Origin of the sequence: Anabaena sp. 4-3 (assembly GCF_001597745.1) — a bacterium.
Taxonomy (GTDB): Bacteria; Cyanobacteriota; Cyanobacteriia; order Cyanobacteriales; family Nostocaceae; genus Trichormus.
In genome coordinates this window covers 1-14,893 of sequence record NZ_LUHJ01000013.1, presented here as the reverse complement: position 1 = coordinate 14,893, position 14,893 = coordinate 1, and the positions used below count along the sequence as shown (strand labels likewise).

The 14,893-nt window shown below is 40.7% G+C and carries 7 protein-coding genes and 1 CRISPR repeat array (1 of these 8 cut by a window edge); of the genes, 2 read left to right on the top strand and 5 right to left on the bottom strand.

Annotated features, from left to right (window positions below):
* Window positions 1-4,490: a CRISPR direct-repeat array (repeat unit 37 nt; unit sequence GTTTCAATCCCTAATAGGGATTAGTTAATGTTGCAAC); it reaches 379 nt to the left of the window's first position.
* A 309-nt stretch (window positions 4,491-4,799) separates the two neighbouring features.
* Both A3775_RS02195 and A3775_RS02190 read right to left on the bottom strand, forming a co-directional pair.
* Window positions 4,800-6,365 (bottom strand): metallophosphoesterase, encoded by a 1,566-nt coding sequence (locus A3775_RS02195; RefSeq protein ID WP_066423675.1) that lies wholly within the window; start codon window positions 6,363-6,365, stop codon window positions 4,800-4,802.
* A gap of 60 nt (window positions 6,366-6,425) precedes the next feature.
* Window positions 6,426-8,246 (bottom strand): ABC transporter ATP-binding protein, encoded by a 1,821-nt coding sequence (locus A3775_RS02190; protein ID WP_066377512.1) that lies wholly within the window; start codon window positions 8,244-8,246, stop codon window positions 6,426-6,428.
* A gap of 361 nt (window positions 8,247-8,607) precedes the next feature.
* On the opposite strand from A3775_RS02190, the gene A3775_RS02185 reads away from it, so the two are divergent.
* Both A3775_RS02185 and A3775_RS02180 read left to right on the top strand, forming a co-directional pair.
* On the top strand, window positions 8,608-9,444 hold the full coding sequence (locus A3775_RS02185) for an alpha/beta fold hydrolase (protein ID WP_066377507.1): 837 nt from the start codon (window positions 8,608-8,610) through the stop codon (window positions 9,442-9,444).
* Between the two features lie 83 nt (window positions 9,445-9,527).
* Complete coding sequence (locus A3775_RS02180; protein ID WP_066423674.1) at window positions 9,528-11,204, top strand: serine/threonine-protein kinase; 1,677 nt, start codon at window positions 9,528-9,530, stop codon at window positions 11,202-11,204.
* Between the two features lie 36 nt (window positions 11,205-11,240).
* On the opposite strand, the gene A3775_RS02175 is transcribed toward A3775_RS02180, so the two are convergent.
* The 3 genes from A3775_RS02175 to A3775_RS02165 form a co-directional block, all read right to left on the bottom strand.
* A complete protein-coding gene (locus A3775_RS02175) occupies window positions 11,241-12,029 on the bottom strand; it encodes an ABC-2 family transporter protein (RefSeq protein WP_066377502.1) in 789 nt (262 codons plus the stop codon).
* Window positions 12,030-12,059: 30 nt separating this feature from the next.
* Window positions 12,060-13,040 (bottom strand): ATP-binding cassette domain-containing protein, encoded by a 981-nt coding sequence (locus A3775_RS02170; RefSeq protein WP_066377499.1) that lies wholly within the window; start codon window positions 13,038-13,040, stop codon window positions 12,060-12,062.
* Between the two features lie 175 nt (window positions 13,041-13,215).
* Window positions 13,216-14,859, bottom strand: a complete 1,644-nt coding sequence (locus A3775_RS02165) for an AarF/ABC1/UbiB kinase family protein (RefSeq protein WP_066377577.1) — start codon at window positions 14,857-14,859, stop codon at window positions 13,216-13,218.
* Window positions 14,860-14,893 lie beyond the last annotated feature (34 nt).

The window sequence follows — 14,893 nt, the reverse complement described above, 5'->3', positions numbered from 1 at the left end:
AGGGATTAGTTAATGTTGCAACCTTCATCTGGTTGTAGTTTGTCAGGATGAAGAACTAGGTTTCAATCCCTAATAGGGATTAGTTAATGTTGCAACATCGATTGGTTATCGGTACTCGTCCCTGGTCGATGGTTTCAATCCCTAATAGGGATTAGTTAATGTTGCAACCGCTAAGGAACTTTTGGAGATTGGCGATTATCCCGGTTTCAATCCCTAATAGGGATTAGTTAATGTTGCAACTTCAGATATTAAAGAATCGTGTCTGATTCCAGATCAAGTTTCAATCCCTAATAGGGATTAGTTAATGTTGCAACTTTCGATATTAACCAATTGGGTTAAAGTGGAATTATCCCTAAGGTTTCAATCCCTAATAGGGATTAGTTAATGTTGCAACGGGACTTCCCGCCTGTTGACCCTGCGGTTATTCTGTTTCAATCCCTAATAGGGATTAGTTAATGTTGCAACATCGATGCTCTGTCTGAATTGTGTGATAGTTTTAGAGATTGTTTCAATCCCTAATAGGGATTAGTTAATGTTGCAACATAAATAGCAAAGTTTCTGTTAGCGGCGTTAGGTTGTTTCAATCCCTAATAGGGATTAGTTAATGTTGCAACATTGTAAAGCTTTTGTAATAAGGTTTCCTATCTGTTTCAATCCCTAATAGGGATTAGTTAATGTTGCAACAGCGGCTTCTGACAGATCCTCGCCTGTTAGTTGCGTTTCAATCCCTAATAGGGATTAGTTAATGTTGCAACGTGGATGTATGATCCTCTGCTTTGTCAAGATTGTAGGTTTCAATCCCTAATAGGGATTAGTTAATGTTGCAACACCCTCGGTCACTCGCCCCCCTCCCTGCTATCCCGTTTCAATCCCTAATAGGGATTAGTTAATGTTGCAACAATAGGATACTGTTTAATAGGCATTTTATCACGTTTCAATCCCTAATAGGGATTAGTTAATGTTGCAACGACCTGCCAGGGAGACGACAACCGACAACCAATCGTTTCAATCCCTAATAGGGATTAGTTAATGTTGCAACTCAGTCACGCCAACATCCCCTCACACCCCTCTAGAATGTTTCAATCCCTAATAGGGATTAGTTAATGTTGCAACTTGAAATACTCTACTCTGTCCCTCCCAGTCGTAGATAAAACGTGAGTCTTCTGGTTTCAATCCCTAATAGGGATTAGTTAATGTTGCAACTTTTTTGCCTTTGCTGACTACAGCCTTCAGCAACTTTCAGTTTCAATCCCTAATAGGGATTAGTTAATGTTGCAACTTGGTTGAATGTATCTTGTGCCTTTGCGGCAATGTGTTTCAATCCCTAATAGGGATTAGTTAATGTTGCAACTTTGAAAAAATGCAAACTAAAATTTACTCTTTTGTTTCAATCCCTAATAGGGATTAGTTAATGTTGCAACAACTGACGATATTGCTGCTGTAGCCAGCTATTTGGTTTCAATCCCTAATAGGGATTAGTTAATGTTGCAACTCAAAAGCTTGGCTATTGAGTGGGGTAGCCCAAGGAAGCGTTTCAATCCCTAATAGGGATTAGTTAATGTTGCAACCTGTGGTTTTCGCAAGGTACTTCTGTATTTCTCGGTTTCAATCCCTAATAGGGATTAGTTAATGTTGCAACTGTAAGAAAGGTTTTCTACGACCTGCAAACAGGTTTCAATCCCTAATAGGGATTAGTTAATGTTGCAACCGGGATTATCGTTGTAAAAACCACGAAAATCTGTTTCAATCCCTAATAGGGATTAGTTAATGTTGCAACTGTAATTGTTGATTTAGATGTACATGGAAATAGTCGTTTCAATCCCTAATAGGGATTAGTTAATGTTGCAACAGCACTTTAAGGTCGTCATCCCCTAATACTTGCTTCTTGGAGTTTCAATCCCTAATAGGGATTAGTTAATGTTGCAACAGAGTCGCTTCGGGTTCAAAAAGAACGAATTGAGCGTTTCAATCCCTAATAGGGATTAGTTAATGTTGCAACTTTCAACCAGAGTTCACTAAGTCAATATGCCAGCACTATCCACGCGTTTCAATCCCTAATAGGGATTAGTTAATGTTGCAACATGCTAGCTGAGGCTCGATTTAATAAGAAGGGAGAGTTTCAATCCCTAATAGGGATTAGTTAATGTTGCAACTGTAGCTTTAGCAGTGTCGATGCCTTTTTGCACGTCCGCCGGGTTTCAATCCCTAATAGGGATTAGTTAATGTTGCAACGCACCATCTTTGTCGAGGTAGCTAGTAGAAAATAGTTTCAATCCCTAATAGGGATTAGTTAATGTTGCAACACTGTAGGCGGCGGGGAATAAGGTAAAAATTTTAAAGTTTCAATCCCTAATAGGGATTAGTTAATGTTGCAACGCAAGAGTGCTGTTCAACTGTTTACGCCAGTAATGTTTCAATCCCTAATAGGGATTAGTTAATGTTGCAACCCAAGTATCATTCTATTGGATGTATCTGGTTCAATGGGTTTCAATCCCTAATAGGGATTAGTTAATGTTGCAACCCAGTACAAAGAGGCGTTGGGAGGAAATCTCACTGTTTCAATCCCTAATAGGGATTAGTTAATGTTGCAACCACAATGGCGCGATCGCTATCACTGGGGCAGGAGTTCCTGGTTTCAATCCCTAATAGGGATTAGTTAATGTTGCAACCAATATCTGCTTTCTGTTGATATTGGTCAGCCGCAAGTTTCAATCCCTAATAGGGATTAGTTAATGTTGCAACGACTCGCTGTTGCTCATGGTTATTAGCACTATGGTTTCAATCCCTAATAGGGATTAGTTAATGTTGCAACAAATACCTATTTTATCGTTCGCAGGAATTATCTTAAGTTTCAATCCCTAATAGGGATTAGTTAATGTTGCAACCTCTCTGACTTCACCAGCTTGAGAGTAGTTTAGTGTTTCAATCCCTAATAGGGATTAGTTAATGTTGCAACCTTGGCATACAGGAATTAAAGCAACCATCTGGTACTGTTTCAATCCCTAATAGGGATTAGTTAATGTTGCAACCTTGTGGCGGCGTTCTGGGAATGCTTCTCGTGGTGTTCCGGTTTCAATCCCTAATAGGGATTAGTTAATGTTGCAACGAGACAAGGTGTACTAAAGGGTACAGCTTCAGTACAAGGTTTCAATCCCTAATAGGGATTAGTTAATGTTGCAACTTTACTCAGTTGGCTATGGCTAGCACGTCTCTCAAGTTTCAATCCCTAATAGGGATTAGTTAATGTTGCAACCTCGTGCTATTTGAAACGCTTTTGTCATGTTGCGTTTACCGGTTTCAATCCCTAATAGGGATTAGTTAATGTTGCAACTACAAAAAACCTTAACACAATAATGAAAGGAATCTAGTTTCAATCCCTAATAGGGATTAGTTAATGTTGCAACCTTACTTTGCGGTATGTAGTGCCAAAGTCTATTTTTGCGGTTTCAATCCCTAATAGGGATTAGTTAATGTTGCAACATTGCAGGATGACAAGGTTCATCAGTCGATAAAAGTTTCAATCCCTAATAGGGATTAGTTAATGTTGCAACTTTTCTAGAGGTTTATAGTTGAACTAAGTAAGGGATGTTTCAATCCCTAATAGGGATTAGTTAATGTTGCAACAATGTCTTTCACTTCATAGCCGTAGTAGTTAGCTGTTTCAATCCCTAATAGGGATTAGTTAATGTTGCAACGCTAACAATGATATGCCCACATTTCGATAAAGTGTTTCAATCCCTAATAGGGATTAGTTAATGTTGCAACTTAGATAACTACGGGTTATCATTGTTTGACGAATCATGTTTCAATCCCTAATAGGGATTAGTTAATGTTGCAACTGCTTTCTAATTTCTCTTCATTGTCAATCGCAAATGTTTCAATCCCTAATAGGGATTAGTTAATGTTGCAACAATACCAAGGTTAATGTATGCACGTCTGAATGTGTTTCAATCCCTAATAGGGATTAGTTAATGTTGCAACGTCGTTTATGGGAGCATTAAAACTCGCCTATCAGATGACAACAGTTTCAATCCCTAATAGGGATTAGTTAATGTTGCAACTCCACCACCACCACCGCCAAATACAGAAGCCTGTCCTGGTTTCAATCCCTAATAGGGATTAGTTAATGTTGCAACTTTTTGCAAGAATTTTAGCGTAGACAGTATGGTTTCAATCCCTAATAGGGATTAGTTAATGTTGCAACCGTCATCGTAGTCGTAGCGAGTCTGTATGCTGGGTTTCAATCCCTAATAGGGATTAGTTAATGTTGCAACTGCGCCGCCATCGGCGTTCATATTGTCGTTGATGTTTCAATCCCTAATAGGGATTAGTTAATGTTGCAACCGCACAAGTCTTTTTGAGTTACTTTGCTACTATCAGTTTCAATCCCTAATAGGGATTAGTTAATGTTGCAACTATTGCCATTGGTTGAACAATCAATTTCGCCAAAATCGTTTCAATCCCTAATAGGGATTAGTTAATGTTGCAACTGCGGCAGCCCGAAAGCCAATGTATATAAGGTTTTCAAGGTTCAGATTCGCGGATGGGTCTATCATAGCACGAGAAAAGTGACTGGCAAGAGGGCAAAATCGCTGAAACCCAGACAGGGCAAGGTGCGCGGGTGGTTTTTTTAAAAAAAATCTGCAAAAGCTGACGGGATAAGGAATACAGCCATTTTTCCCCAAACCCAATTTTGTACACCTACCCCTCCGCGCAGTCAGTCTAAAAAATCCTTGCGTCACAAGCTTTTCAGCCTCTAAATCACTCATAAGCGTAAAACTGCGCTCATCAACAGCTTACTAAATCACAATCTTATCCAACTCACGCTCAAACCACTCATCCCCTACCCGTTCCGCTACCAAAGGTCTGACAATAAACTTAGGTGGATTGCCATTTTTGACATCAATACGCACACAGGAGTATGATAGCCGCTTTTCTAAACCATGACCACTACGACCGACGTAAAGCTGGGAATGGGCGACTTTACGGATAGATTTACCAGAATTATCCTGAAACATCTCCATTAACACTGTCCCCTCTGCTCGCTGACGACGGGGACGGCGACCGCTACCACCAGATACAATACAATTAATGTGCGAGTCTGCGTGTCCAGTATCCAAGGTGCGGAGATATTCTAAACAGTGGGCGTGTCCGTTGAAAATTATATCTACTATGGGACGCTCTTTCACTCCATCCCCCACAGTTTCCGCCACTTGATTAAACACCCAGCGCAAACGCTGACGCACTGCTAATGTTTGCGCTTGATCCCATTTCGTCGCTTCCGTGACGTAGGGGGGATGATGAAAAAACAGAATTCTTCCCCGCACTTCGGAACAGTGCCAAGATTCAATTAATCTGCTGCGTAACCAGTCTAATTGTTCCCAGTCTATCACCGGGCTGTCGTCTGATGCTAGTTGTTTCTCAATGTCGAGTTTGATTTCGTTGATTTGGTCTAACTTCGCACTGAAATCATCCAGTAATTCCGCATCGGCAGCTACTTCAGAATTGAGTTTATCGCATTCAGCTAAAATTAGTTCTTCTTCTCTATCTATTTCTTGGCGACGCTTTTGTAATTCCCGGCGGTACACATCTCCGGCGGCGGTGTGCGGCAACGGCGCAGGTGTGTTAAAAGTGTTAGAATCTAGGGCGAAAAAATCTATCCCACCGTAACGAAAGCTATAATATCGGTTCGGTACACGGGTAAATTCTCCCGGTAGGTAATGTAAGCATCTTCCGGTGTCTGTTTTCCCAGTGTAGTGTTTGTCTAAATGTTGGTTGAGTTCTTGCGGTGCAGCAATACCTGTGAGATAATCAATAAAGGCTCTAGCATAGGCATCTCCTTGATTAGAACCATGCCAACCAATCTCAAAATCTTTATACCGCAGCATTCGCCGCAAGCTTAAGGTACTACCTGTAATTAAACGGTAGAAAAACGGTACGTCATAATAATCATGGTTGCCTAGCACTGGTAAAAATGGTAGGTTAAACACCATGCTGTCATAGGCGATTTTTTCGGGCTGTTCTCCACCGACGATAAACTCTCGGTAAGGTTCGATAAAGTTCGCTGGGTAATATTCACGAGAACCAACTACATAGATGACATCCCCTGTGTGTAGCACGAAGCTGCATTCGTCTTTATGTTTGAGCATCAATTCTGCTACGAGTCTTTGGGGATGGTATCCATAATGGGATTTTGTGCCGCTATCCCCCAGTACGATAAATGAAAAGTCTGGGTGATCATGCTGGTCTATCACCATTCTGGTTTGATCGATGCTTCTTTCTATTATACTCGGATGTTGCCATCGTACCCTTTGTTTCATTTTCTGGATTTTGATGGCAATTGATGGATCGGAAATTAGTTTCATAGGTTGTTTAAAAACGCAGAGGGGCGCGGAGGTAAACACGGAGGTACGCAAAGTTGTGGTTTATTGATAGCCGGCTGCTTGTATGGTAAATAGTCTGGCATATAGTCTGTCTGCTGCTAGCAGTTGTTGATGAGTTCCTTGTTCGACTATTTCGCCGTTGTCGATGACTATGATTTTGTCTGCCATCCTCACTGTTGAGAAGCGGTGTGAGATTAGAAATACCATTTGGTTTTGGGTGAGGGTGCGAAAATGATTAAATATCTCATATTCGGCTTGGGCATCTATGGCTGATGTGGGTTCGTCTAATACTAAAATATCTGCTTGTGTTCTCATGAATGCACGGGCTAGGGCTATTTTTTGCCATTGTCCCCCAGATAGTTCTTGTCCGCTTTTGAACCATTTCCCTAGTTGGGTTTGAAATTGTTGGGGTAGGTTTTCAATGAAGTTATCTGCTTTACCTTTTTGCGCTGCTGTTCGCCATCTGTTGTTGTTGTTGATGTTGTTGACATCCCCTACGCCAATGTTTTCGCCGACGGTGAACTGATAACGCACAAAGTTCTGGAATATTACGCCGATACGTTGGCGCAGTACGTCTACATCCCATTCTTGTAAGTCTACGCCATCTAACAGTATTCTACCTGTGTTTGGGGTATAGAGTCTTGTTAGCAGTTTGATTAATGTCGTCTTTCCTGAACCGTTTTCACCGACAATGGCGAGTTTTTCGCCGGGTTTTAAATGTAGGGTGATGTTTCTCAATGTCGGTTGGGTGTTACCTGGATAGGTAAAACTGACTTTTTCAAACCGGATACCGTCTTCGGGTTTGTTTCCTCTGGTGACTTTTCCTCTGGGTGGGGTGACTTTTTCTTCGAGAAATTCGTACAGGTTGGAAAGATATAGGTTATCTTCGTACATTCCCCCTATCGATGTCAGGGCGTTAGCAAATGTCGTCTGTCCTTGGCGAAACACGGTAATATACATGATCATGTCGCCTAACGAAATTTTGCCGATGACTGTTTCTATTACAATCCAACCATAGGCAATATAAAAGGCGGTGGTACTCACCAAACTCAATATATATCCCCAAGTTCCCCGGCGGATGGTTAATTTTCGGTCTTCTTGATATAATTGCTCAAATATGTTATAATAGCGTCCCAGCAGCATTTCCCCTAGTTGGTAGAGTTTGACTTCTGTTGCATAGTCTTCTCTAGCTAGGAGTGTTTCTATATAATGTTGTTGTCTTGTTTCTGGCGCACGCCAACTAAATAACCGAAAAGCTTCGCCAGCAAACCGAGTTTCAGCAATGAAGGCTGGCATGGCTGCTAAGATTAAGACTACTACAGCCCAGACTGAAAATCTTACCAGTAAAGCCCCATAGGTAATTAGGGAGAGGGCATTCTGTACTAAGCCAAAGGTACGATTAACTAATGATAAGGGACGTACTGACGCTTCTCGGCGGGCGTTGGTTAGTTTGTCATAGAATTCTGAGTTTTCAAAGTGGGTTAAGTTGAGAGTTAAGGCTTTTTTGAGGATTAAAACATTAACTCGTTGACCAAGTAAGGCGCGTAGAAGTGACTGACAGATGGTTAAACCGCGTTGACTGCCAGCGAGTAATGCTACTGCGATCGCCTCTAGGCTGACATACAATAATGGTTGGTAAATGTTGCTGTTAGTATTTGTCTGTGATGCCAATACCACAGCATCAACTATTAACTTACCAATATAGGCGATCGCCGCCGGTAATAAACCAGCCAATAAGGTTAAACTAGCCAGAATCATTGTCAAACTGTGGCTAGTCGTCCAAACTAAGTTTATCGCTCGTCCGCTATAACGGAAAACACCCAGTGATTGACGCAGGGGGTTAGGTTGCTTTTTACTCTTCATTATTCATTTTATTTTAACTCGAATTTGATCAACCTCTCCCCAACCCCTCTCCGACACGGAGAGGGGCTAAAATATGCTGCGTTTTCGACGAAAAATAAAGCTTTTAAAGCCTCTCTCCTTGCAGGGGAGAGGTTTGGAGAGGGGTTTTTCGAGGATGTGAATAAAAATAATTGAACGCAGATAAACGCAGATAAACGCAGATAAACGCGGATGAGTCTGTATTTTATCCGTTTGGGAATTTTGAATTTTGTCCCTTGTTTCCTGTAGGCTATGCGTGAATTTGGAATTGCTATCTAGCTTTAGACTTTCGCAGTACGATAAGAAGCGCGAAGCTATCTCTCAGGATGGATGAAAACGAAAGATGCCTATTCGTCACACTTTATCAACCCCTGATATCCAGTTATCTTATTTGGAGTGGAATCAAGGCACAGAACCTTTACTGCTACTACATGGTTTAGCTGACCATGCTTTGGTGTGGTCGAGTTTAGCAGATGAATTACAGGCAGATTATCATATAATTGCGCCGGATATGCGCGGTCATGGTGAGAGTAGTAAGCCAGAAACAGACTATACTTTTGAAAGTGCGATCGCTGACCTAGAAGCACTCATGGATTCTTTAGGGTGGAAATCTGCTCACATAGTCAGCCATTCATGGACAGGTAAACTAGCCGCCATCTGGGCTAGAAAAAATCCCCAACGTTTGCGGAGTATGGTTTTAGTCGATCCCATCTTTATCTGGAAAATGCCCAGCGTCTTAAGACTGACTTTCCCCCTATTGTACCGCTACCTCTCGTTTCTCAAAGGCATGGGGCCATTTACCAGCTACGAAGTTGCCGAACAACAAGCAAAGCAATTAAATCAATATCAGGGTTGGAGTAGCTTACAACAGCAAGTCTTTCAAGCAGGGTTAGAACAAAAAGCTGATGGTAGCTGGGGAAGTAAATTCACTATCGCCGCCCGTGATGGCATTTTTGAAGATGTGATGTGCGTACCTGGTTTCACTGTTCCTCTAGAAACTCCTACCTTATTCATCCAGCCAGAAAAAGGTGTAAATCGTCTAGATTGGCAAATTAAACCTTATAAAACTTATCTGAAAAACCTGCGTCTGTGTCAAGTTCCTGGCAATCATTGGCCTTTCTTGACAGCACCAGCCGCATTTAACCAGACAGTTGCAAAATTCTTAGCAGAATTTAACTAAAACCCATCTGATTATTAATCAACAACAACAAAAGAGTAAAGCTCAGTTTTACTCTTTTGCAATTTGACGTTTCACATCATATCATGACCCTTTGTATCAATCCAGTTTGTCCCAAACCTAATCATCCCCACAATGAAAAAAACCGCTTTTGTCAAAGTTGTGGTTCTCAATTAGAATTAATCGGACGCTATCGGGTGATGCGCTTACTGAGTGATACAAATGGATTTAGTAAAGTTTATCAAGTCAGAGAAAAAGACACAGTAAAAGTTCTCAAGGTACTACAAGCAAATCTTGGCAGCAACACTAAAGCCGTAGAACTATTTCGCCAAGAAGCCGTCATCTTGGGAAAACTAAATCATGTCGGTATTCCCAAAGTAGATGAGTATTTTCAGCATCAAACTAGAAACAGTTTAATTCTGCACTGCATCGTCCAAGAAAAAATCGACGGTTTGAACTTAGAACAATGGTTAGAAAAGCAACAAAAACCTCTCACCCCAACACAAGCTATAAATTGGTTAAAACAATTATTAGAAATTTTAGACGTAGTTCATAACCAGGAATATTTCCACTTAAATATTAAACCATCTAACATCATCCTCAGACCAGATAAACAATTAGTTTTAATTGACTTTGGTACAGCCAAAGAAATAGCCAGAAATTACCAAAACCGCAGCACCACACCCACTATGTCATCTGGTTACAGTGCGCCAGAACAAATGCACGAAAAAGTTACACCACAATCAGATTTTTTTGCTTTAGGACGCACTTTCACTTTTTTACTAACAGGAAAACATCCTCTAGATATGTATGATGCACGCCATAATTTATTGCAATGGCGTAGTTCTGTTCATCATATTCCACCTGCACTATTAGATTTAATTGACTGGTTAATGACACCAGAATTAAATCAACGCCCCGCTAAATCTCAAGAAATTTGGCAACGGCTCACTATTATTGAAAATCCCAATATTCACCTTGCCAAAAAATCACAAACTGTAGAATTTGCCCAACCCAAAATTCCATCTCCTCCATCACCATCAGCCAAACCTACAGCCAAAATACCTTTAATGGCGTTGTTTGCAGCCTTGCTAGTCTCATTAGGTTTACTCAGTGTATTATCTTTAATGTCAAGTGTTCCCACCTTGACAAGTTTATTGCCATCCCCAAATCAATCACCACAAAGAAAAGATAAAATTGATTATTTTCCTTATCAAGAAGGCAGGGATAGTCAAGGGAGGGTAGCTGAATTTAACATAGCTGTTTTATCAGTAGAATACAAATGGCTTGCTGAAAGTAACTTTCAAATTACTAATAATAATCAAATTATTAGTCTAGATGTTTTAAAATTAATCTTAGAACAATCAGGCATACAACAAATAATGCAAGAACCAAATGAGATTATCTCTGTAGGTATAGCTACTTGTGATAGTAAATTAGCCACTGCACAACAAAGAGCATTGGAACGTTCCCAAAACATCCAAAATTTATCAGAAAAATTATTTAAAAATATCCCCAGTGTTCAAAGTTATCGTTTATTAAATCTTGGACAATTTCAACGCCGCGATTGTAAACCAAATCAAGATGTTACCAGATATCAAAGTAGCGTCATTATTATTGGTGTAAGAAATCAATCAGCAGGTGTAATTCTAGATGAAGCACTACGAGATAGATTAGCAAATAAACCTTTTGCTGATTTTAAATTAGAAGATTATTCTTTAGGTTCTGTCGATCAATTTAGAACCATAGTTAACCAATCGTAAATGAATCTGAAGCACAAGTTAAAAAAATCTTCTTTTTTATGCCCCCATTCCCGAATATTTTTTCAATCCTGCACGCCATAACCAACGATTTGCTCCTAAAAATATTAATATCCAAGCTAGTAGGGACAAAAACCCTCGTGTTATATCCACAGGTAAGCCAACCAAAATACTAGCAGGGAAATTGATTAAGTAGGGGAAAGGTGTAAATAAAACTATCTGTCTTACAGCTTCCGGGAAGACTTCTAATGGTGCTATTAAACCAGACAAAAACAAGTAAAACAACATCCAAAAATTTTCTAAAGCGTTAGCCCTTTCTGTCCAAAAAGCGAATATGGCAAGGGTATACTGAATTACAAACCGCAAAATAAACGCTAGCACCACCGCCACAGAAAATAATAATAATTGTCCCAAACTGGGCAACCACATAGCCTGGGGATAGAGAACAAAAAACAAGACTATAAGTAAGACTGCAAATGGTATACGAGCCACTCTTTCAGACAAATGGGATGCCACATGATGCCATACTGGATCTAAAGGTTGCAATAATTTAGGTGATAGTTTACCTTCTAATACTTCCTTTTCAAACTCCCATATTACCCAAACAGTTGATATTTGTCTGACAATAAAAACTGTCAAAAAGTAACGGGCAAAATCTACAGGTGTTAAACCAAACTGCCCACCTTGCGCTGCTTTTATCCAAACCCCCATCAAAATAATTGGTAAAGAGCCAGATAAAACCCATAAAATTAATTCGGCTCGATACTCCACCATGTAGGCATAGTAAACTGTCAGTAAAGTTAGAGTTTTTCTAATAATTCGTTTCATTTATTTTTGAATCAGAGAATTTTGAATTTATTAAACCACTCCTGCCTGAAAAACTCGTGCAATTACATCTTCTACAGGTGGTTCAGTTACGGTTAAATCTATGACTTCTAAATTAGCTAAAATCTGGGATACTGTGCGGGTAAGTAAATCTTGCTTGACTATAAAATGCACGGCTCGCCCTTCTAAAAGTTGCACATCACCATAAAGTTTGAGTGTTTCCATTGATAGAGGTTGGGCTAACTCTACATAAATTTCTCGGTAGGGGGCAAAACGTTCTAACAACCCATCTAAGCTACCGTCATACATCAGTTTTCCTTGGTGAATTAACAGCACTCGTTGACATAAAGCTGTAATATCTGCCATGTAATGGCTAGTCAACAAAACTGTTGCTTGATAACGTTGATTGTACTCACGCAAAAAATCGCGGACTGCTACTTGAGCGTTAACATCTAACCCTAGTGTGGGTTCATCTAAAAACAAGACTTGGGGACGGTGTAACAGTGCTGCTAATAGTTCCGCCTTCATGCGTTCACCTAAAGACAGTTTCCGCACTGGTTGATTTAGCTTCCCTTCTAAAGACAGCATTTCTGTTAATTCCCCGACGCGGCGGTGAAATTCTTTATCTGAAATGTTGTAGACAGCAGCGTTAATTTTTAAGGAATCTAGGGCGGGTAAATCCCAGAGTAATTGTTGTTTTTGTCCCATTACCAAGGTGATTTTTTGCAAAAATGCTTCTTGGCGTTTAAAGGGAATATGTCCAGCTACTCTAACTACACCGCTAGTAGGATAAATTAGTCCTGTGAGCATTTTAAGTGTGGTAGTTTTACCAGCACCATTTGGCCCTAGAAACCCCACTACTTCACCGGGTGCAATTTCAAAAGTAACGTCTTGAACTGCTTTAATTGAGCGGTAGGTGCGGCGGAAAAAGTGGGTAATTGTGCCTTTAATTCCGGGTTCTTTCACCGCTACAGGATAGGATTTACTGAGATTTTCGGCGATGATGATTGACATATTATCTCAAGAAACATGGGGAGAGGAAGAAACTAATTACTCGTGTAAAAACACGATTAATTCTGTTTTTATTGAATAATAAATTTAAATGCGTTTCTTTCTTTTTTGCTAGCCTGCCGAAAACCTGCCTCTGGTAGAGATGAGAGGACTAAAGTCCTCACTACAAACAATTGTTTTATTTTAAACGCCCGGAGCGCAAGATACTGATAATTAGCCACAATCCCAACAAACTCGCCGCCGCAAATAAGAAGCTGCTTAAAAATGACAGTTGGGTTGTCTGTGCCTTAGTTGTGATAATTGCTGCCCCCATAATCAGCGAACCTACTAATATACTAAATGAGAGGCGGTTGGCTGCATCGTCCATTGTGCGGCGTACACCGTCTAAACCATGTAGTGATAAGTTCCAGCGTAAGGTTTCTGATGTTACTCTGTCTAATAAGAGTTCGATTTGTCGGGGCGATTGTAAGGAGAGGCTTTTGATATCTAAGGCGGTTCTGAGGAGCGATCGCACGGGATTATCGCCTAATAATTGCCGCCGAAATAAGTCTGTAATTAAAGGTTGGATTTCTTCAAATAAATTTACTTCTGGGTTAAATATCCGCGCTACCCCTTCTAAATTCGCTAAGGTTTTAGCGTACAAGCCCATGTTACTGGGTAAGCGAATTTTATTATTCCGGGCTACTTGCAAAATTTCATAAAATACTTGACTAAAATTCATCTCAGTCAAGCTGACGTTATAATACTTCCGCAGCATCCGGTCGTAATCACTTTCTAACCGCGCCACAATTACCGGTTGTGCTGAATCTGCTAGTTGTAAAGTCAATTGGGCGCATCTTCCCGCATCTAAATCGACAATTGCTAACAGCATTTCTGTTAATATCTGCTGAGTCCGGGGATCAAGTCTGCCCACCATGCCACAATCTATCAGGGCAACACGACCATCGTTGAGATAAAAGATATTACCCGGATGGGGATCAGCATGGAAAAAGCCATCAATATATAACTGCTGAAAGAAAGCCCGAAATAGTAGGGTGGTGATTGCTTGACGCTCGGCTACTGGTTCTGTACCGTTATTGTTGCTGAAATTGGCTGATAGTATTGGCACTCCTTCTAGCCATTCCATCACCATTAATTTTTCTGTAGTTAAGTGCCAGTAAATTTCAGCCACTACTATTTTTTGGGGTTCAAACCAACGACTGTGAGATAAATTACGCCGTAATTGGTCTGTATAACTAGCTTCCCGTGTAAAATCTAACTCAGCTTCTAAAGCTCTGGTAAATTCTTCCGCAATCGATTTAATTTCATAATTCTGCCCGAAATCGGTACGCGCTACCAAATCGGCAATCCCTTGAATTAAAGCAATATCTTGAGCCACGGTGATATCGATCCCCGGTCGTTGCACCTTCATTGCTACTTCTCGTCCATCGGCTAATGTAGCGCGATGAATTTGGGCAATTGATCCCGCCGCCACAGGGATAGGATTAATCTGTTTGAAAGTTTCTTCTAAAGGACGTTTTAGTTGTTTGCGAATGACAATTTCAATTTCTGCCCAAGGAACAGGCGGTACTTCGTCTTGCAGTGTGGAAAGTTCTTCAATGTAAGGCGCGCTGAGTAAATCTGGACGGGTAGACATCAACTGACCAAGTTTGACATACACAGGCCCTAAATCCACCAGGATATTTTTTAACACTGCCGGGGTGGGTAGCTGTGGTTCATCAGCTTTGCCACCTGTTAGTAGTCTCCGCATATAATCCCAACCGTGGCGGAGGACAACTTCAATAATTTCTCGTTGACGGGGAACTGTTTGGGTCAGGAACATGGGGGTGAGTGGGGAGATGGGGGAGTGGGGGGAG

Bases quoted from the DNA above. Each gene is read 5' to 3' on its own strand.
- A3775_RS02175 (WP_066377502.1), bottom strand. From the start codon at position 12,029: ATGAAACGAATTATTAGAAAAACTCTAACTTTACTGACAGTTTACTAT.
- A3775_RS02185 (WP_066377507.1), top strand. From the start codon at position 8,608: ATGCCTATTCGTCACACTTTATCAACCCCTGATATCCAGTTATCTTAT.
- A3775_RS02170 (WP_066377499.1), bottom strand. From the start codon at position 13,040: ATGTCAATCATCATCGCCGAAAATCTCAGTAAATCCTATCCTGTAGCG.
- A3775_RS02165 (WP_066377577.1), bottom strand. From the start codon at position 14,859: ATGTTCCTGACCCAAACAGTTCCCCGTCAACGAGAAATTATTGAAGTT.
- A3775_RS02195 (WP_066423675.1), bottom strand. From the start codon at position 6,365: ATGAAACTAATTTCCGATCCATCAATTGCCATCAAAATCCAGAAAATG.
- A3775_RS02180 (WP_066423674.1), top strand. From the start codon at position 9,528: ATGACCCTTTGTATCAATCCAGTTTGTCCCAAACCTAATCATCCCCAC.
- A3775_RS02190 (WP_066377512.1), bottom strand. From the start codon at position 8,246: ATGAAGAGTAAAAAGCAACCTAACCCCCTGCGTCAATCACTGGGTGTT.